General features: G+C 71.4%; 18 protein-coding genes. 6 read left to right on the top strand and 12 right to left on the bottom strand.

Features of this window, described 5'->3' with window-relative positions:
* Positions 1-181 precede the first annotated feature (181 nt).
* The 4 genes from LZG04_RS28915 to LZG04_RS28900 form a co-directional block, all read right to left on the bottom strand.
* Complete coding sequence (locus tag LZG04_RS28915) at positions 182-748, bottom strand: HIT domain-containing protein (RefSeq protein WP_233822714.1); 567 nt, start codon at positions 746-748, stop codon at positions 182-184.
* The gene (gene thrS, locus LZG04_RS28910) at positions 745-2,793 is read right to left on the bottom strand and encodes a threonine--tRNA ligase (protein ID WP_233822712.1); all 2,049 of its coding nucleotides are present in this window, start codon (positions 2,791-2,793) and stop codon (positions 745-747) included. Before thrS ends, LZG04_RS28915 begins: the two co-directional genes overlap by 4 nt.
* Positions 2,794-2,896: 103 nt before the next feature.
* Positions 2,897-3,628, bottom strand: a complete 732-nt coding sequence (locus LZG04_RS28905) for a Clp protease N-terminal domain-containing protein (protein WP_233822710.1) — start codon at positions 3,626-3,628, stop codon at positions 2,897-2,899.
* Between the two features lie 3 nt (positions 3,629-3,631).
* The gene (locus LZG04_RS28900; protein WP_233822708.1) at positions 3,632-3,844 is read right to left on the bottom strand and encodes a helix-turn-helix domain-containing protein; all 213 of its coding nucleotides are present in this window, start codon (positions 3,842-3,844) and stop codon (positions 3,632-3,634) included.
* Positions 3,845-3,990: 146 nt separating this feature from the next.
* Here LZG04_RS28900 and LZG04_RS28895 point away from each other — a divergent pair, with 146 nt between their 5' ends.
* Complete coding sequence (locus LZG04_RS28895) at positions 3,991-4,479, top strand: hypothetical protein (protein WP_233822706.1); 489 nt, start codon at positions 3,991-3,993, stop codon at positions 4,477-4,479.
* Between the two features lie 2 nt (positions 4,480-4,481).
* Here LZG04_RS28895 and LZG04_RS28890 read toward each other — a convergent pair whose 3' ends face one another.
* Genes LZG04_RS28890 through LZG04_RS28870 form a run of 5 tightly spaced genes read right to left on the bottom strand, consistent with a single transcriptional unit; the run spans position 4,482 to position 9,360 of the window.
* Complete coding sequence (locus LZG04_RS28890) at positions 4,482-5,180, bottom strand: FadR/GntR family transcriptional regulator (protein ID WP_233822704.1); 699 nt, start codon at positions 5,178-5,180, stop codon at positions 4,482-4,484.
* The gene (locus LZG04_RS28885; RefSeq protein ID WP_233822701.1) at positions 5,180-5,947 is read right to left on the bottom strand and encodes a 3-oxoacyl-ACP reductase; all 768 of its coding nucleotides are present in this window, start codon (positions 5,945-5,947) and stop codon (positions 5,180-5,182) included. The genes LZG04_RS28890 and LZG04_RS28885 overlap by 1 nt, the downstream gene beginning before the upstream one ends.
* 11 nt (positions 5,948-5,958) lie before the next feature.
* Positions 5,959-7,317 carry an aldehyde dehydrogenase gene (locus LZG04_RS28880; RefSeq protein ID WP_233822699.1) on the bottom strand — a complete coding sequence of 453 codons (1,359 nt, stop codon included), beginning with the start codon at positions 7,315-7,317 and terminating at the stop codon, positions 5,959-5,961.
* Positions 7,314-8,039 carry a gamma-glutamyl-gamma-aminobutyrate hydrolase family protein gene (locus LZG04_RS28875; protein ID WP_233822697.1) on the bottom strand — a complete coding sequence of 242 codons (726 nt, stop codon included), beginning with the start codon at positions 8,037-8,039 and terminating at the stop codon, positions 7,314-7,316. Before LZG04_RS28875 ends, LZG04_RS28880 begins: the two co-directional genes overlap by 4 nt.
* On the bottom strand, positions 8,020-9,360 hold the full coding sequence (locus LZG04_RS28870) for a glutamine synthetase family protein (RefSeq protein WP_233822695.1): 1,341 nt from the start codon (positions 9,358-9,360) through the stop codon (positions 8,020-8,022). The genes LZG04_RS28875 and LZG04_RS28870 overlap by 20 nt, the downstream gene beginning before the upstream one ends.
* A 177-nt stretch (positions 9,361-9,537) precedes the next feature.
* Here LZG04_RS28870 and eat point away from each other — a divergent pair, with 177 nt between their 5' ends.
* Complete coding sequence (gene eat / locus LZG04_RS28865) at positions 9,538-10,953, top strand: ethanolamine permease (protein ID WP_233822693.1); 1,416 nt, start codon at positions 9,538-9,540, stop codon at positions 10,951-10,953.
* Positions 10,954-10,998: 45 nt separating this feature from the next.
* Here the strand turns inward: eat and LZG04_RS28860 are convergent, their stop codons facing one another.
* Together LZG04_RS28860 and LZG04_RS28855 are read right to left on the bottom strand one after the other, a co-directional pair.
* Positions 10,999-11,652, bottom strand: coding sequence for a hypothetical protein (locus tag LZG04_RS28860; RefSeq protein ID WP_233822691.1), 654 nt, complete (start codon positions 11,650-11,652; stop codon positions 10,999-11,001).
* Positions 11,649-12,164, bottom strand: a complete 516-nt coding sequence (locus tag LZG04_RS28855) for a SigE family RNA polymerase sigma factor (RefSeq protein ID WP_233822689.1) — start codon at positions 12,162-12,164, stop codon at positions 11,649-11,651. Before LZG04_RS28855 ends, LZG04_RS28860 begins: the two co-directional genes overlap by 4 nt.
* 145 nt (positions 12,165-12,309) lie before the next feature.
* Here LZG04_RS28855 and LZG04_RS28850 point away from each other — a divergent pair, with 145 nt between their 5' ends.
* Entirely contained in the window at positions 12,310-12,771 is a 462-nt protein-coding gene (locus tag LZG04_RS28850; RefSeq protein WP_233822687.1) for a CAP domain-containing protein, read from the top strand.
* A 55-nt stretch (positions 12,772-12,826) separates the two neighbouring features.
* Here LZG04_RS28850 and LZG04_RS28845 read toward each other — a convergent pair whose 3' ends face one another.
* The gene (locus LZG04_RS28845) at positions 12,827-13,855 is read right to left on the bottom strand and encodes a serine hydrolase (RefSeq protein ID WP_233823009.1); all 1,029 of its coding nucleotides are present in this window, start codon (positions 13,853-13,855) and stop codon (positions 12,827-12,829) included.
* A gap of 118 nt (positions 13,856-13,973) precedes the next feature.
* Between LZG04_RS28845 and LZG04_RS28840 the strand changes: the two genes are divergently transcribed.
* From LZG04_RS28840 to LZG04_RS28830, 3 genes are all read left to right on the top strand, one after another.
* Positions 13,974-14,837, top strand: a complete 864-nt coding sequence (locus tag LZG04_RS28840) for a 3-hydroxybutyryl-CoA dehydrogenase (RefSeq protein WP_233822685.1) — start codon at positions 13,974-13,976, stop codon at positions 14,835-14,837.
* 523 nt (positions 14,838-15,360) lie between these two features.
* The gene (locus LZG04_RS28835; RefSeq protein WP_233822683.1) at positions 15,361-16,359 is read left to right on the top strand and encodes a tryptophan dimethylallyltransferase family protein; all 999 of its coding nucleotides are present in this window, start codon (positions 15,361-15,363) and stop codon (positions 16,357-16,359) included.
* Between the two features lie 8 nt (positions 16,360-16,367).
* A complete protein-coding gene (locus tag LZG04_RS28830; protein ID WP_374202907.1) occupies positions 16,368-17,735 on the top strand; it encodes a tryptophanase in 1,368 nt (455 codons plus the stop codon).
* The last annotated feature ends 31 nt before the right edge of the window (positions 17,736-17,766 follow it).

Below are 17,766 nucleotides of genomic sequence, written 5' to 3'. Positions count from 1 at the left end.
AACGAGACGCGAAAAAAGTTGAACTTTCCCCCACCGCGAGAGTCCTACGTTCAGACCGCGAGAGTCCTACGTTCAGGACCCCCGAGTTCAACGCTCAGGCCCGGACGTCGGGTGTCCGAGCGTTGAACTCAGGGGTCGCGAACGTAGGACTCTCGCGGCGTGAAGGTAGGACTCTCGCGGGTCAGGTGGTGGTGGACCAGGCGTCGGAGAGCAGTTGCCTGGTCTCGCCCAGCAGTTGCGGCAGGACCTTGGTGTGGCCGATCACCGGCATGAAGTTGGCGTCGCCGCCCCAGCGCGGCACCACGTGCTGGTGCAGGTGCGCCGCGATGCCCGCGCCCGCCACCACGCCCTGGTTCATGCCGATGTTGAACCCGTGCGGCCCGGAGGCGGACCGGATCACCCGCATCGCCTTCTGGGTGAACGCGGCGAACTCCGCCGTCTCGGCCGCCGTCAGGTCGGTGTAGTCGGGCACGTGCCGGTACGGCAGCACCATCAGGTGACCGGGGTTGTACGGGTACAGGTTCAGCACCGCGAACACCAGCTCGCCCCGCGCCAGGATCAGCCCCTCGGCGTCGTCCAGCCCGATCACCCGGCAGAACGGGCACCCCTCCGGCTCGTCGCCGACGGCCTTGCCCTCGCCGCGCACGTACGAGAGGCGGTGCGGGGTCCACAGGCGCTGCAACGCGTCGTCGACCCCGACCCCGTCCTGCTCCTCGTGCCCGCCCTGCTCCTCGTACGGCCCCGTCACTGGACGAGTTCCGCCGTGGGCGAGGCGTTCTCGCGCCGGGCCACCCAGTCCACGACCGTCTCGACCGCACGCTCGACCGGCACGCCGTTGACCTGGGTGCCGTCGCGGAACCGGAACGACACCGCGCCCTGCTCCACGTCCTTGGCCCCCGCCAGCAGCATGAACGGCACCTTCTGCGTGGTGTGGTTGCGGATCTTCTTCTGCATCCGGTCGTCGGAGGCGTCCACCTCGACCCGGATGCCCTTGGCCTTGAGCTGCCGGGCCACCGCGAGCAGGTGGTCGACGTGCTCGTCGGCGATCGGGATGCCCACCACCTGCACCGGCGCGAGCCACGCCGGGAACGCGCCCGCGTAGTGCTCGGTCAGCACGCCGAAGAACCGCTCCACCGAGCCGAACAACGCGCGGTGGATCATGACCGGGCGCTGCCGGTTGCCGTCCGGGCCGGTGTACTCCAGCTCGAACCGCTCCGGCAGGTTGAAGTCCACCTGGATGGTCGACATCTGCCAGGTGCGGCCCAGCGCGTCCTTGGCCTGCACCGAGATCTTCGGCCCGTAGAACGCCGCACCGCCCGGGTCGGGCACCAGCTCCAGGCCCGAGTCCTCGGCCGCGACCCGCAGCGCCTCCGTCGCCTTCTCCCACACCTCGTCGGAACCGACGGACTTCTCCGGGTTGCGGGTCGACAGCTCCAGGTAGAAGTCGTCGAGGCCGTAGTCGCGCAGCAGCCCGAGCACGAAGGACAGCAGCGACTTCAGCTCGTCCTGCACCTGGTCTGGCGTGCAGAAGATGTGCGCGTCGTCCTGCGTCATGCCGCGCACCCGGGTCAGGCCGTGCACCACGCCGGACTTCTCGTACCGGTACACACCGCCGAACTCGAACATCCGCAGCGGCAGCTCGCGATAGGACCGCCCGCGCGACTTGAAGATCAGGTCGTGGAACGGGCAGTTCATCGGCTTGAGGTAGTAGTCCTGGCCGGGCTTGCGGACGGTGCCGTCCTCGTTGAGCTCGGCGTCGAGGTGCATCGCCGGGTACATGCCCTCGCGGTACCAGTCGAGGTGACCGGACGTCTCGAACAGGTTGCCCTTGGTGATGTGCGGCGAGTAGACGAACTCGTAGCCCTCCTCGGTGTGGCGGGCGCGCGAGTAGTCCTCCATGGCCTTGCGGATGATGCCGCCCTTGGGGTGGAACACCGCCAGGCCGGAGCCGATCTCGTCCGGGAAGCTGAACAGGTCCAGCTCGACGCCGAGCTTGCGGTGGTCGCGGCGCTCGGCCTCGGCCAGCAGCTCCAGGTAGGCGTCCAGCGCCTCCTGCGACTCCCACGCCGTGCCGTAGATGCGCTGGAGCTGCGGGTTCTTCTCGTTGCCGCGCCAGTACGCGGCGGCCACGCGGGTCAGCTTGAACGCCGGGATGTGCTTGGTCGTCGGCACGTGCGGGCCGCGGCACAGGTCGCCCCACACGCGGTCGCCGGAGCGCGGGTCGAGGTTGTCGTAGATCGTCAGCTCGCCGCCGCCGACCTCCATCACCTCGGCGGTGTCGACGTCGCTCTTGATGTCCACCAGCTCGAGCTTGAACGGCTCCGCGGCCAGCTCGACCTTGGCCGCGTCGACCGACTCGACCACGCGCCGGTTGAACCGCTGCGCGCCCTTGATGATCGCCTTCATGCGCTTCTCCAGCGCGGCGAGGTCGTCGAGCGTGAACGGCTTGTCGACCTGGAAGTCGTAGTAGAAGCCGTCCTTGACCGGCGGGCCGATGCCCAGCTTGGCCTCGGGGAACTGCTGCTGCACGGCTTGCGCGAGCACGTGCGCGGCGGAGTGCCGGATGACGCTGCGGCCGTCCTCGGTGTCGGCGGCGACCGCCTCCACCTCGACGTCGACCCGCGGCGTCCACGACAGGTCGCGCAGGTGGCCCTCGGGGTCGCGCACGACCACGACGGCGTCCGGGCCCTTGCCCGGCAGCCCCGCTTCACGCACCGCCGTCCCCGCGGTGGTCCCCGCCGTCACCACCACGCGCGGTGGGGCGAGAGCGGCTGCGGGACGTGGCTGGGACACGGTGACTCCTCGGTGTCGGGTCGGGTCTTGTGCCGAAGATGTTATCGGTGCTCACCGAGTCCTTTTCCGGCGCACCGGCTCGGCCGCTGCGGTGCCCCGCGGATCACCCGCTGGGGTGAGCCGCGGCGCCCCGGATCAGGGCGGGCAGCGCGTCGGCCGAGGTCACGGCCCGTCCGGTGGTGCGCTGGTAGCGGCGGACGAGGCCGCGGTGGCGGACGCGGTGGCCGAGCCGGCGTTCGACGACGAGCAGCGGGTTGCGGCGCGGCGGCGGGAAGGTCGCCGCCAGGTCGGCGAGCAGGGCCGCCCGGTCCACGCCCGCGGTCTTGAGCACCCACGCGACGCCGGGGTCCAGCGCGGTCAGGGCCAGCGCGAGGTGCTCGGGGCGGTGCTCGCGCTCGCGGCGGGCCAGGGCCAGGCGCAACGACGCCGAGTAGGCCGCCTGCGCGTCCAGGCCGAGCGGCGGGGACAGGCGGGCGCAGCGCCGGCGCGCCTTCGCCGCTCCGAACGGGATCAGCGGCTCCCGGCCCGCCGGCCGGTCCAACGCCCCGCCCTCCCCGACCAGGCGGTCCAGGTCGACGCCGAGCGTCCCGAGCAGCCCCCGGTCCGCCGCGCCGCCCGCGCCGAGGGGTGCGGCGAGGTACGCGGCGTCCCCGATCGCGGCGGCGGTCGCGCCGTGGCGGGCCATGACGTCGGGGAGCGCGCCGGAGGCCGGCCGGAGGTCGGCGAGAGCGGCCAGGACGTGTTCGCTGCCCGTGCGCGGGTGGCCCAGGGTGCGGGCGAGGTGGAGCGCGCGGCCGATGGTGCGTTTCAGGTCGGGGTGGTCGCCTCGGAACACCGGTCAGTCCTCTCGGCCGTACTTGCGGTGGACGGTCTGCTTGGTGACGCCCAGGCGGGTGGCGATGTCGCGCCACGACCAGCCGGCCCGGCGCGCGGCGGCGACGTGCTCGGCTTCCAGTTGTTCGACCAGCCGGCGCAGGCGGGCCACGGCACGCAGGCCGGCGTCCGGGTCGGCACCGTGCGCGGCCGGGTCGAGATCGGCGATCGCTGCCATGCCGTCAACATATGCTGACGGCCGCGCGGGCGTCAACACATGCTGACGGGACGGTTTCACAGCGGACCGACAGGCGATCGTCAGCCTGCCCTCAGGTCGACCCAGCACCATGGCGGTGACCAGCACGGCAGAGCAGGAGGTCCGCCATGTCAGACCCGAACCAGCCGCCGCACGCCAACCCCGACCCGACGGCGGACCGCACCCCCACCCCACCGGCCGACCACCAGACCGCCGCCACCGCCGGGCCCGCACAACCCGCCGACCACCAGACCGCAGCCGCCGGACACCCCACACCCGGGCACCCCGCCGCCGCAGCCGCCGGGCCCGGGCAGCCCGCCCCTGGACAGCCCATCGACCACCGGGTGGCCGCCGCGGCGCACCCCGGCTCCTACCCGCCACCGCCCGGAGGGGTCGGCCGGTTCGTCAGGCACCGGGCCACCCAGCTCGTCGCCGTCGGCCTGCTCGGGCTCGTCCTGGGCGGCGGGATCGTGGCGGTGGCCGACCGCGACCACCACCCCCGCTACGGCGTGGGCTCCGACCGGCCCGGTCACTCGCGGTTCGACGAGCGTGGCGACCGCGGACCACGCGGCGACCGCGGACCGGACCACGTGCCGGGACGCGACTTCGAGCGCTGAGGTCAGGACAGGAAGCCGCGCAGCAGCAGGGCCGTGCCGTCCAGGTGCTCGGCCATCGCCCGCCGCGCGGCCTCCGGGTCGCCCGCCACGATGTACGTCACGATCAGCTCGTGCTGCTCGTTGGAGTGCGCGAGGTTGGGCGGCAGCAGCGGTATCCGGTCCAGCAGGGCGTTGACCCTGGTCCGGGCGTCGGCGACGGCCGCGGTGAGCGATGCCGAGCCGGTCGCCTCGGCGATCGCCAGGTGCAGCCGCGAGTCCTTGCGCCGGTAGGAGTCGACCGACGCGTCGCGGCACTCGGCCAGCCGCGCCAGCAGGTTGCGCCGCTCCACCGGACCCAGCGCGCGGCCCGCCGCGCACTCCGCCGCACCCGTCTCCACCGCCGTGCGCAACGTCAGCGCGTCGGCCAGCTCGCCGGGGTCGACCCGGTGGTCCGGGGCGGGCGCGGGCAGCGGCGAGTTGACGAACGTCCCGCCGTAACGGCCGCGCCGCGACTCGACGTACCCGGCGTCCTGCAACGACCGGATCGCCTCACGCAGCGTCACCCGACTGACACCCAACCGGGTGGCCAGGTCGCGTTCCGCCGGCAACCGCTCCCCCGGCCCGACCACGCCGAGCCGGATCGCCTGCATGAGCCGCTCCACGGTCTCCTCGAACGCGTTGCCCGCCCGCACGGGGCGGAACAACGCGTCCTCCAGCGGCATCACAGCGGTGTCACGTAGGCACCGGCGATACCGCCGTCCACCAGGAAGTTCGACGCCGTGATGAACGACGAGTCGTCGCTGGCCAGAAACGCCACCGCCGCCGCGATCTCCTCCGGCTCGGCGAACCGGCCCAGCGGCACGTGCACCAGCCGCCGCGCGGCCCGCTCCGGGTCCTTCGCGAACAACTCCCGCAGCAACGGCGTGTTCACCGGTCCGGGCGACAACGCGTTCACCCGGACGCCCTGCCGGGCGAACTGCACGCCCAGCTCGCGGCTCATCGCCAGCACGCCTCCCTTGGACGCGGTGTAGGAGATCTGGGACGTCGCCGCACCCATCGTGGCCACGAACGACGCCGTGTTGATCACCGAACCCCGGCCGCGTTCCAGCATGTGCGGGATCGCGTGCTTGCAGCACAGGTACACCGACGTCAGGTTGACCTTCTGCACCCGGTCCCACGCGTCGATGCCGGTGGTGAGGATCGAGTCGTCGTCCGGCGGCGAGATGCCCGCGTTGTTGAAGGCGATGTCCAGCGACCCGTAAGTGTCCACAGCGGTCTGGAAGAGCGCCGACACCTGCTCCTCGTCGGTCACGTCGACCTGCACGAACAGCCCGCCCACCTCGTCGGCCGCCGCCTTGCCGGACTCCGCGTCGACGTCGGCGACGACGACCTTCGCCCCCTCGGACGCGAGCCGCCGCACCGACGCCAGCCCGATGCCGCTGCCGCCGCCGGTCACCACGGCAACCCGGCCCTCAAGTCGCACAACCATGTCTCTCCCAATCAGTGAGCGATGAAGACGTTCTTGGTCTCGGTGAACGAGTCGAGGGCGTCGGGCCCCAGCTCCCGTCCCAACCCGGACTGCTTGAACCCGCCGAACGGGGTCCAGTACCGCACCGACGAGTGCGAGTTGACCGACAGGTTGCCGGCCTCGACGGCACGCGAGACGCGCAGCGCCCGCCCCACGTCCCGCGTCCAGATCGACCCGGACAGGCCGTAGGCGCTGTCGTTGGCCAACCGCACCGCGTCCTCCTCGTCGGCGAACGGCAGCACGGCCACCACCGGCCCGAAGATCTCCTCCACGGCCGCGCGGTCACCGGGCGCGACCGGAGCCAGGACCGTGGGCGGGAACCAGAACCCCGCGCCGGAGGGTGCCGAGCCCCGGAACGCCACCGGCGCGTCGGACGGCACGTAGGACGCGACCTTCTCCCGGTGCGCGGCCGAGATCAACGGCCCCATCTCGGTGGCCTCGTCGCCGGGCTCGCCGACCACGACGCCCTTCACGGCGGGCTCCAGCAGCTCCATGAACCGGTCGTAGACCGACGCCTGCACCAGGATGCGGGACCGCGCGCAGCAGTCCTGGCCCGCGTTGTCGAACACCCCGTACGGCGCGGTGGCCGCGGCGCGCTCCAGGTCGGCGTCGGCGAACACGATGTTGGCCGACTTGCCGCCCAGCTCCAGCGTCACCCGTTTCACCTGCTCGGCGCAGCCGGCCATGACCTGCTTGCCGACCCGGGTGGACCCGGTGAACACGACCTTGCGCACGTCGGGGTGCGTGACGAACCGCTGCCCCACGACCGGGCCGGCACCCGGCAGCACCTGGAACACGTCCGGCGGGATCCCCGCCTCCAGGGCCAGCTCCGCCAGCCGCAGGGCGGTCAACGGGGTCAGCTCGGCCGGCTTGAGCACCACCGCGTTCCCCGCCGCCAACGCGGGCGCGAAGCCCCACGCGGCGATCGGCATCGGGAAGTTCCACGGCACGATCACGCCGACCACGCCCACCGGCTCGTGGAACGTCACGTCCAGCCCGCCCGGCACGGGGATCTGCCTGCCGAACAGCCGTTCCGGCGCGGCCGAGTAGTAGTGCAGCACGTCGCGGACGTTCCCGGCCTCCCACCGCGCGTTGCCGATGGTGTGCCCGGCGTTGAGCACCTCCAGCGCCGCCAGCTCCTCCAGCGCGCCGTCGACCGCCTCGGCGAACCGCCGCAACAGCCGGGCGCGGTCACCCGGCGCGACCGCGCGCCACGCGGGCAGCGCCGCCGAGGCACGGGCGATCGCCGCGTCGGTCTCCTCCAGACTCGCCAGGGGCACCGAGCGGACCACCTCCTCGGTGGCCGGGTTGATGACGTCGAACGTGGTCACTTCGCTCCTCCGTCGCGGGGTGCCCGGTCCCGGCTCGCACCGACGAGCGCGGCGAACAGGCGGTCGTCCTCGGTGTCGGCCTCGGGGTGCGACTGCACGCCGAGCACGAACCGCGTGCCCGGCAGCTCCACGGCCTCCGGGGTGCCGTCCGGCGCGCTCGCGACGACCCGCAGGCCGTCGCCGAGCACGTCCAACGCCTGGTGGTGGTGGCAGAACACGGTGGTCGCGAGGCCGACGACGCCGGCCAGCGCGGACCCGGGTGCGACCGCGATGCCGGTGTGCTGGAACACCCCCGGCGCCGGGTTGTGGCCGTCCACGTGCTGGACCAGCGTGCCGCCCAGCGCCACGTTGAGCACCTGCATCCCCCGGCACACCGCCAGCAGCGGCAGGTCCAGCTTCAGCGCCGCGCGGGCCAGGCTCAGCTCGACCGCGTCGCGCTCGGGCCGCGCCGGGCCGGTGCGCGGGTCGCGCGGCCGCCCGTACAGCGCCGGGTCGACGTCCGCGCCGCCCGCCAGCACCAGGCCGTCGAGGAAGGCGACGCTGTCGGCGTCCCACTCCCCGACCGGCGGCAGCAGCACGGGGTTGCCGCCCGCGCGCACCACCGAGTCGAGGTAGTCGCGGTGCAGCACCGCCGCTTCCACGTCCCAGACGCCGAACTTCGCGCGTTCGAGGTACGTGCTCACGCCGATCAACGGCCGTGCCCTAGAGCCGTTCGAAACCACGGATGCGCTCCCAGTCCGTCACCGCCGAGTCGAACGCGGCCAGCTCCACCCGGGCCGCGTTGAGGTAGTGCTCGACCACGTCCTGCCCGAACGCCTCACGCGCCAGCTCGCTTCGGGCCAGCAGCGACGCGGCGTCGCGCAGCGTGGCGGGCACGGTCGGCTTGTCGGAGGCGTAGGCGTTGCCGACGAACTCCTCCTCCAGCGGCAGCTCGTTCTCCACGCCGTGCAGGCCGGCCGCGATCAGCGCGGCGACGGCCAGGTACGGGTTCACGTCCGCGCCGGGCACCCGGTTCTCGAACCGCAGCGACTGGCCGTGCCCGACCACGCGCAGCGCGCACGTCCGGTTGTCCTTGCCCCACGCGACCGCGGTCGGCGCGAAGCTGCCCTGGGCGAACCGCTTGTAGGAGTTGATGTTCGGGGCGAGGAAGTAGGTCAGCTCGCGCAGCGCGGCCAGCTGACCGGCCATGAAGTGCTCCATGAGCTTCGCCATGCCGTGCCCCTCGGCGAACACCGGCTCGCCGTCGGCCGCGCGCAGGCTGAGGTGGATGTGGCAGGAGCTGCCCTCGCGCTCGTTGTACTTGGCCATGAACGTGATCGACTTGCCCTGCTGGGCCGCGATCTCCTTCGCGCCGGTCTTGTAGATGCTGTGGTTGTCGCAGGTCGCCAGTGCCTCGGTGTAGCGGAACGCGATCTCGTGCTGGCCGGGGTTGCACTCGCCCTTGGCCGACTCGACCACCATGCCCGCGCCCGCCATGTGGTTGCGGATGGAGCGCAGCAGCGGCTCGATCCGCGCCGTGCCGAGCAACGAGTAGTCCACGTTGTACTGGTTGGCCGGCGTGAGGCCGCGGTAGCCGCGGTCCCAGGCGTCCTCGTAGGTGTTGTCGAAGACGATGAACTCCAGCTCCGTGCCGACGAACGCGCTCAGCCCCCGTTCGGCGAGGCGGTCGAGCTGGCGCTTGAGGATCTGCCGCGGCGAGGCCGCCACCGGTGAGCCGTCCTCCCAGACGAGGTCGCACAGGACCAGCGCGGTGCCCTCGTGCCACGGGACGCGGCGCAGCGTGGCCAGGTCGGGCTTCATCACGAAGTCGCCGTAGCCGCTGTCCCACGACGACATGGCGTAGCCGCCCACGGTGTTCATCTCCACGTCCACGGCCAGCAGGTAGTTGCAGCCCTCGGCGGAGTGCGCCAGCACCTCGTCCACGAAGTAGCGCGCGGCGCAGCGCTTGCCCTGGAGGCGGCCCTGCATGTCGACCACGGCGACCAGGACCGTGTCGACCTCCCCGGCGTCCACGAGCACGCGCAACTCCTCCACGGCGAGCATCCGCAGTACCTCCAAAGGTATGTCAGCGAGCCATTGGACGCCTCATCTTGACACCTTCGAGTGAACGCCGCCACACCCGATCCGGGCCATTCTTCGGACGGGTGGCTGTTGACACGATCCGGTGATGCACGCCACTCTCCCTGCAAAGGAGCGCGTCTGACCCATTAGGGAGCGCAGATGGCGAAACACGTCGAGTACGAGAAGGTGGGCAGCGACTACCTCGAGCACCGGCAGCTCAAGCGGGGGGCCGCGGGCTGGGTGCTGTTGGCGGGGCTGGGGGTCTCGTACGTCATCTCCGGCGACTTCGCCGGGTGGAACTTCGGCCTCGCCCAGGGAGGTTGGGGCGGTCTGCTGGTCGCGACGATCCTGATGGGCGCCATGTACACGTGCATGGTGTTCGGCTTGGCGGAGCTGGCCGCCGCGCTGCCCGTCGCCGGCGCCGGGTACGGCTTCGCGCGCCGCGCGCTGGGACCGCTGGGCGGGTTCGCGACCGGCGTCGCGATCCTGGTCGAGTACGCCATCGCACCCGCCGCGATCGTCGTGTTCATCGGCGACTACGTGCAGGCGCTCGGGCTGTTCGGGCTCACCAGCTCGTGGCCGGTGTACCTGGTCTGCTACGCGATCTTCGTCGGCGTGCACCTGTACGGCGTCGGCGAGGCGCTGCGGCTGATGTTCGTGATCACCGGTGTCGCGGTGGTCGCGCTGATCGCGTTCGTGGTCGGGATGGTCGGGCGGTTCGACGCCGACAAGCTGTTCGACATCGGGGACGGGAGCTTCCTGCCGTTCGGCGTGACCGGGGCCCTGGGCGCGCTGGTGTACGGGATCTGGTTCTTCCTCGCGGTCGAGGGCGTGCCGCTGGCGGCCGAGGAGGCGCGCGACCCGAAGAAGGACATGCCGCGCGGGATCATCGGCGCGATGCTGGTGCTGCTGGTGTTCGCGGCGGCGATCCTCGTGTTCGCGCCGGGCGGCGCGGGCTCGGCGGCGCTGATGTCGTCGGGCAACCCGCTGCCCGAGGCGGTGCGGGCGGCCTACGGCGGCGACAACGCGCTGGCCCAGGTCGTGAACTACGTGGGCCTGGCCGGGCTGGTGGCGTCGTTCTTCTCGATCATCTTCGCGTACTCGCGGCAGCTGTTCGCGCTCTCGCGCGCGGGTTACCTGCCGCGGTGGCTGTCGAAGACCGGCAAGCGCAAGACGCCGTACCTGGCGCTGATCGTGCCGGGCACCGTCGGGTTCGTCCTCGCCGCGATCCTCAAGAGCGGCGCGACGCTGATCAACGTCGCGGTGTTCGGCGCGGCGCTGTCGTACGTGCTGATGATGGTGTCGCACATCGTGCTGCGGGTGCGCGAGCCCGGCTTGGCGCGGCCCTACCGCACGCCGGGCGGCGTGGTCACCACCGGCGTGGCGCTGGTGCTCGCGGTGGCGGCGGTCGTGGCGACGTTCTTCGTCGACGAACTGGCCGCCGGCATCACCGCGGGCATCGTCGTGGTGGCGCTGGCCTACTTCTGGTTCTACAGCCGCCACCACCTGGTGGCCGCTGCGCCGGAAGAGGAGTTCGCCGCCATCGCGCAGGCCGAGCAGGAGCTGAAGGACTGACCGGTCGGGTCGGGTGGCGCCCCCTCACCGCCACCCGACCGCCGCTCACCAGGTGCCGGCGTACGGGTAGGGAAACTCCCGCCCTTCGGCGCGGACGATCGCGGCGAACGCCTCCAACGGTCGCGTGATGTCGCCGTACCGCAGGACTTCGTCGCGGGACAGGATGCCGCAGTTCATGTCGAACCGGAGCACCTCACGCCTCCCGTCCGGGTAGCCGAGGACCATCTGGTACTGCCGACGCGCAGGCGCCGGACACGCGGTGTTCCGCATCTCCCACATCTCCTTCGGGACCAGGTGGCTCATCGCGCGGACCACGCTCGCGACGTCGTGGTCGATCTCGAAGCTGGGCAGGATGGTCGACCCGCCGTACACGCAGAGCAGGGCGTTCACCGCCGACTCGTCCGCCAACGGGCCTTCCGACTCCATCGGCGGGTAGGGGCGCTCCACGAGTTCGGCGGGGCAGTCGAGCGTCGGCATCATCGCGATCGGCGGAGGGGTGGCGATCGGGCTCTCCTCCCGGACGTCGCCGAACCACTGGGTGCCCACCAACGCGCCCGCGGTCAGCGCGACGACGAGGCCCGTCGCCACCGCGCCCCGCATCCTGCGCCGCTTGCGCACCCGTCGCCCGACCTCGGCCACCCGGTCGACCTCCGGCAGCTCCGGCACCGCGTCGGCCAACAGCTCGTGCAAGCCCTTCACAGCACTACCCCCTCGTCCATCAACGTCCTGAGCACGGCGTCCTCCCGCAGCACGGCGAGCGCCCGTGACGTGTGCGTCTTGATCGACCCCGTGGAGCAGCCCAGCACGCGGGCCGCGTCGTCCACGCTGCAGTCCTCGAAGAACCGCAGCACCACCACGGCCCGCTGCCTGCTGCTCAACCGCGCGAGCCGACCCCGCACGGCCAGCCGCACGACCGCGTCGCCCGCCACGTCGTCCCGCGTCACGGTGTCCGGCACCGCGGCGGACGGCGTCTCCGCCCGCCACCGCCGTCGCCACCACGTCATGTACGTCGTGTAGAGCACACGCCGGGCATAGGCGGCGGGCTCGTCGACCTTCGACCAGCGCTCCCACAACCGGACGAGCACCACCTGCACCAAGTCCTCGGCCTTGTGTGCGTCACCGGTGAGCAGCCAGGCCGCGCGGACCAGCGAGTCGGACCGCTCGGCGACGAACTCGGCGAACCCCTCGGGGGATCCCGGATCACTGCGCATCGTTACCTCCACCCCCAAGACGACGTGGGCCTGGGAGCCGGTTGACACGACGTCACCACGGTTCCACCTATCGTGGAATACAAGTCTTCTCGCGAGTGGGAACCCCTTGACAACAGAGGTCCCGCCCACGAGGAGGAGAACGATCATGAAGCGCAGCGCGTTCACCGCAGCGGCGGCCATCGCGGCACTGTTGTCCTCGGCCGCACCGGCACTCGCCGCGCCCACGTTCGAAGACCGGGTTTTGGCTCTGACGAACGGGGAACGCTCGGCCGTCGGCTGCCCGGCCCTCACCCCGAACGCCCAACTCGCCGCCGCGGCCAAGCGGCACAGCGACGACATGGCGCGCACCGGGAACTTCAGCCATACCGGCACGGACGGCAGCACAGCGGCGCAACGCGTCACCGATGCGGGGTATCACTTCCGGCTGATGGCGGAGAACATCGCCGCCGGCCAGGGCACCGCCGAGGAAGTCGTCAGCGCCTGGATGAGCAGCGAGGGCCACCGGGCCAACATCGTGAACTGCGAGCTGCGCGACCTCGGCGTGGCGCTCGCCGTGGACGGCGCCAACAAGATCTACTGGACGCAGGAGTTCGGCGTCACGGGGTGACCTCCCGCCGGTCCGCACCCGCCGTGGCCGACGGGTGCGGACGTCCGGGCGGGCCTCAGCAGTAGACCGAGCCGAACAGCCCGATCACCGCCTCGCCGGGCACGTCGGCGGGCAGCGGGTTGTAGGACAGCGTCGCCCGCGTGCCGTCGTCGGCACGGGTGGCGTACGTGCGGTAGCCGATCAGCTCGCCGCCGTGGCCCCACACCGAGCGGCCGCACGGCAGGTCGAACCGCTGCAACCCCAGACCGTAGGCGAAGATCGTGCCGGTGTCGTCCACGGTCCGCCGCATGGCGTCGAGCGACGCGGCGCTGGTCAGCCGGCCGCCCAGCAGCGCGTCGAAGAACCGGTTGAGGTCCTCGGCGGTGGAGATCATCTCGCCCGCCGCCCAGTCCAGGGTCGGGTTCATCACCGTCGCGTCGACCAGGCGCCCGTCGACCAGCGCGTAGCCGCGGGCGTGCGGGTGGGGCAGGCCCGGCCGCCGTCCCGGCACGGTGGTGTGCGCCAGGCCGAGCGGGCGCAGGATGCGGGAGCGCACCTCGTCGCCGTAGGTCCGGCCGGTCACGCGTTCGATCAGCATCCCGGCGACGACGTAGTTGGTGTTCGAGTAGTGCCACCCCTGTCCCGGGTCGAAGTAGGACGGCCGCGCGAACGCCACGTCCAGCAGCTCCTGCGGCCGGTAGGTCCGGAACCGGGCCGCGCCCCGCCACCGGTTGGTCGAGTAGCCCTCCTCGTGCGCGTAGTCGTAGAGGCCACTGGTGTGGTTGAGCACCTGACGCACGGTGGGCCGGTCGCCGTTGCGGCCCCTCGGCACACCGGCCACGTACCGGTCCACGGGGTCGTCCAGCCCGACCTCGCCCTCGTCCACGAGCTGGAGCACGACGGTGGCCACGAACGTCTTGGTGGTGCTGCCGATCCGGAAGTGCCCGCCGACCGACGCCTCGCCCGCCGCGTCCGCCCGGACGCCGGTCGGGTCCTCCACGGTCAGCAGCGCGGCGGAGGCCCAGCCCTGGTCCACCCACCCGTCCAACGCCGGGAACGAGCCGGTCAGGGCCAGCACGACGCCGGCAATCGCAGTGTTGATCATCACGACGGCCACGCTAGGGCGGCCCGAAGCCGTCGACCATGAGGAGCGCCACCCGACCGACTGGGGAAAACCACAGTGGAGGTGTGCCCGCCGGCGACGCCCCTGGCAGGATCGGGGCGTGAGTGACATTCAACGAGTTGGAGTGGTGGGATCGGGCCTGATGGGCTCCGGCATCGCCGAGGTCTGCGCGCGGGCCGGGCTGGACGTGCTGGTGGCCGAGGTCAGCCCGGAGGCCACCGAGGCCGCGCGCGGGCGGATCGCCTCGTCGCTCGGCCGGGGTGTGCGCAGCGGCAAGCTGTCCGCCGAGGACCGCGACGCCGCACTGGAGCGCCTGCGGTTCACCACCGACCTCGCCGACTTCGCCGACCGGAACCTGGTCGTGGAAGCCGTCGCGGAGAACGAGCAGGTCAAGACCGAGGTGTTCGCGGCGCTGGACAAGGTCGTCGCGGACCCGGACGCGCTGTTCGCGTCCAACACCTCCTCGATCCCGATCATGAAGCTGGGCATGGCCACCAGCCGTCCCGAGCAGGTCATCGGCGTGCACTTCTTCAACCCCGTGCCGGTGTTGAAGCTGGTCGAGCTGGTGCCGTCGCTGCTGACCGGCGAGAAGACCAAGGCCAGGGCCGAGGCGTTCGTGACCGACGTGCTGCACAAGGAGGTCATCCGCTCGCAGGACCGCGCCGGGTTCGTGGTCAACGCCCTGCTGATCCCCTACCTGCTGTCCGCGATCCGGATGCTGGAGTCCGGGTTCGCCAGCGCCGAGGACATCGACAACGGCATGGTGCTCGGCTGCGCGCACCCGATGGGTCCGCTGCGCCTGACCGACCTGATCGGGCTGGACACCACCAAGGCCATCGCCGAGTCGATGTACGAGGAGTTCAAGGAGCCGCTGTACTCGCCGCCGCCGTTGCTGCTGCGCATGGTGGACGCGGGGCTGCTGGGCAAGAAGAGCGGGCGCGGTTTCCACAACTACGCGTCCTGAGCCGACCCACGCCCCCGCCGGGCGTTCACGGGGCCGTCGATCCGGGTGATCGGCGGCCCCGTTCGCTTTACCACACCGCGACCGCCGTCGTCACGCGAAGAAGGCGACGAAGAATTAACAGGCGCGTCTTGAATGGTGGATCTCATTAACCGGCGAACCATCGACCGTACCTCGCGCCGCAGCCGGGACAAAAAGCCACGATGTGTCATCGGACCGCACCGCACGATTAGTGCGAAAGACTGACGAAGGTCGCGTCAAGCGGCCGTTCGGAGTATTCCCGGTTACCGGACCAGACCGCGTGGCTACTGATCGACAGGAGCTGTGACCTGCCTTTAGAGTGCCCTACGTCACGCTACGGCCGCCTGGTGGACAAGATTGCTTCGCCTAGCGTAACTTTCGACTCGCCCCCCACGAGGAGAACCCCGCCTTGGACCCTCACAACGTATCCATACGCGATTTCACGGGCCGACAGCTCAGCGCCCTGCTGCATTCTCTGGGCATCACGGAAAACACCGTCAAATCCGTGGGATTGCTTGCCGACGCGCTCGGGCCCGGCGGTCTCCGCCCGGTTTCCACCAGCCCGGACTGGCCCTCCGACGTCGCGGACGACCACACCCCGGTCGAGTTCTCCACGGCGTTCGCCGCGGGCGAGGCCCCCATCGTCCGCACGATCGTGGAACCCACCGCGACCAGGCCTTCCCGCGCCACCAACACGGCGGCGGCGCTCGCCGCGCTCGACCGGATGAAGCGCCGGGAGAACCTCGACACCCGTCGTTTCGACGCGGTCAAGGACCTGTTCCTGCCGGACCACCCGGAACGGGATTTCACGTTCTGGTACTCGCTCGTGTTCCGCCCCGACGAGGCACCCGCGGTGAAGGTGTACTTCAACCCGGAAGTGCGCGGCGAGGACGCCGCCGAGGAGTTGGTCGGACAAGCGCTGGAGCGGACCGGTTTCGCCGCCGGTTTCCCGGTCCTGCGCACCCACGCGGTGACCCGGCCGGGACTGGACAGGTATTCCTTCTTCGCGCTCGACCTCGTCGAACAACAGCGCGCCCGGGTGAAGGTCTACATCTCCCACCACGCCGCCGATGTAACGGACGTCACGCGTGCGGCGAAGGCCGCCCGGGGCGTCGATGTGGACCGGGTGCCCGACTTCTGCCTGCTCACCGGCGGCAGCACCGGGACGTTCGACAAGCGCCCGTTGATTTCCAGCTACACGTTCCTGGACGGCGACGCCGACGCGCCGAGCGGCTATTCGCTCTACGTGCCGATCCGGGACTACGTGGCCGACGACGAGGAAGCCCGCAGGCGGGTGCTCGCGGTGATGGCCAAGTACGACCTCGACCCCGCGCAGTTCGACGACGCGCTGCGCACCATCGCCCGGCGACCGCTGGACGAGGGCGTCGGCCTGATCGCCCACGTGTCGCTGCGCATGGGCAGGCCGCGTCCCGGCATCACGGTCTACCTCTCGTCGGAGGCCTACGACGTGGCCTCACCCCGTTCGATCAGCCTGGCAGGCTAGGAGTCACCGTGCCCACGATGGAGCCGTACCGCATCAAGGTCGTGGAACCCATCCCGATCACCACCCGCGCGCACCGCGAGCGCGCGCTGGCCGCCGCCGGGTACAACCCGTTCAACCTGGCCGCGACCGATGTGACGATCGACCTGCTCAGCGACTCGGGCACCGGCGCCCTGTCGGCCGAGCAGCAGGCGGCGGGGCTGCGCGGTGACGAGACCTACGCGGGTGCGCGCTCCTACTACCGGTTCCACGACGTGGTGCAGGAGCTGACCGGCTACCCGCACGCCTTCCCCGTCCACCAGGGGCGCGCGGCCGAGCGGATCCTGTTCACCGCGCTGCTCAAGCCGGGCCAGGTCAGCGTGAGCAACACGCACTTCGACACCACGCGGGCGAACGTGGAGATCCTCGGCGGCCAGGCCGTCGACCTGCCGTGCCGGGCGGCCGGGGACCTCGACGACGACGCGCCGTTCAAGGGCGACATCGACCTCGACGCGCTGGAAGCCATCCTGTCCGGTCCCCAGGACGTCGCCATCGTGCTGCTCACCATCACCAACAACGGTGGTGGTGGGCAGCCGGTGTCGATGGCCAACATCAAGGCGGCCGGTGAGCTCGCCCGCCGCCACGGCGTGCCGTTCTTCCTCGACGCGGCGCGGTTCGCGGAGAACGCGTGGCTGGTCACGCAACGGGAGCCCGGCTACGAGCACCACACCCCGCGGCAGGTCGCGGAGGAGGCGTTCCGCCTGGCCGACGGGTGCGTGGCGAGCCTGAAGAAGGACGCCATCGTCCACATGGGAGGGTTGCTCGCGCTGCGCGACCCCGAGCTGGCCGCCAAGTGCGAGCTGCTGCTGATCGCCACCGAGGGCTTCCGCACCTACGGCGGTCTGTCCGGCCGCGACCTGGAGATGCTGGCGCAGGGCCTGCTGGAGGTGACCGACCCGGAGTACCTGCGGGCACGGGCCGAGGCCACCGCGTACGTGGCGGAGCTGGCCCGGGCGGCCGGGGTGGACAGCGTGCGGCCGACCGGCGTGCACGCGGTGTACCTCAACGCGGCCCGCCTGCTGCCGCACCTGCCGCCGAGCCGCTTCCCGGGGTTCGCGCTGGCCACCGAGCTGTACCTGGCGGGCGGCATCCGCTGCGCCGAGCTGGGCTCGCTGTACCTGGGCGAGCTGGACGACGCGGGCGAGCTGCTCAAGCCCGCGCCGTACGAGCTGGTCCGCCTCGCCATCCCGCGCCGGGTGTACACCCAGAGCCACCTGGAGTACGTCGGCGAGACGTTGGCGGAGATCGCGAAGGACCCGGAACGGGTGCCGGGGTACCGGTTGACGCACGTGCCGAAGCTGTTGCGGCACTTCAACTGCCGGCTCGAACCGGTGCGGTAGGGGGGACGGGTGGCCGGTTCCGGTCACCCAC

The organism is Saccharothrix sp. S26, from assembly GCF_021390395.1.
Taxonomy (GTDB): domain Bacteria; phylum Actinomycetota; class Actinomycetes; order Mycobacteriales; family Pseudonocardiaceae; genus Actinosynnema.
Note: the sequence above shows the minus strand (reverse complement) of the source record. Positions and strands in the feature narration are given on the sequence as shown.

Bases quoted from the DNA above. Each gene is read 5' to 3' on its own strand.
- LZG04_RS28900 (WP_233822708.1), bottom strand. From the start codon at position 3,844: ATGGCAGCGATCGCCGATCTCGACCCGGCCGCGCACGGTGCCGACCCG.
- LZG04_RS28895 (WP_233822706.1), top strand. From the start codon at position 3,991: ATGTCAGACCCGAACCAGCCGCCGCACGCCAACCCCGACCCGACGGCG.
- LZG04_RS28890 (WP_233822704.1), bottom strand. From the start codon at position 5,180: ATGCCGCTGGAGGACGCGTTGTTCCGCCCCGTGCGGGCGGGCAACGCG.
- LZG04_RS28885 (WP_233822701.1), bottom strand. From the start codon at position 5,947: ATGGTTGTGCGACTTGAGGGCCGGGTTGCCGTGGTGACCGGCGGCGGC.
- LZG04_RS28870 (WP_233822695.1), bottom strand. From the start codon at position 9,360: ATGCTCGCCGTGGAGGAGTTGCGCGTGCTCGTGGACGCCGGGGAGGTC.
- eat (WP_233822693.1), top strand. From the start codon at position 9,538: ATGGCGAAACACGTCGAGTACGAGAAGGTGGGCAGCGACTACCTCGAG.
- LZG04_RS28855 (WP_233822689.1), bottom strand. From the start codon at position 12,164: ATGCGCAGTGATCCGGGATCCCCCGAGGGGTTCGCCGAGTTCGTCGCC.
- LZG04_RS28850 (WP_233822687.1), top strand. From the start codon at position 12,310: ATGAAGCGCAGCGCGTTCACCGCAGCGGCGGCCATCGCGGCACTGTTG.
- LZG04_RS28845 (WP_233823009.1), bottom strand. From the start codon at position 13,855: ATGATCAACACTGCGATTGCCGGCGTCGTGCTGGCCCTGACCGGCTCG.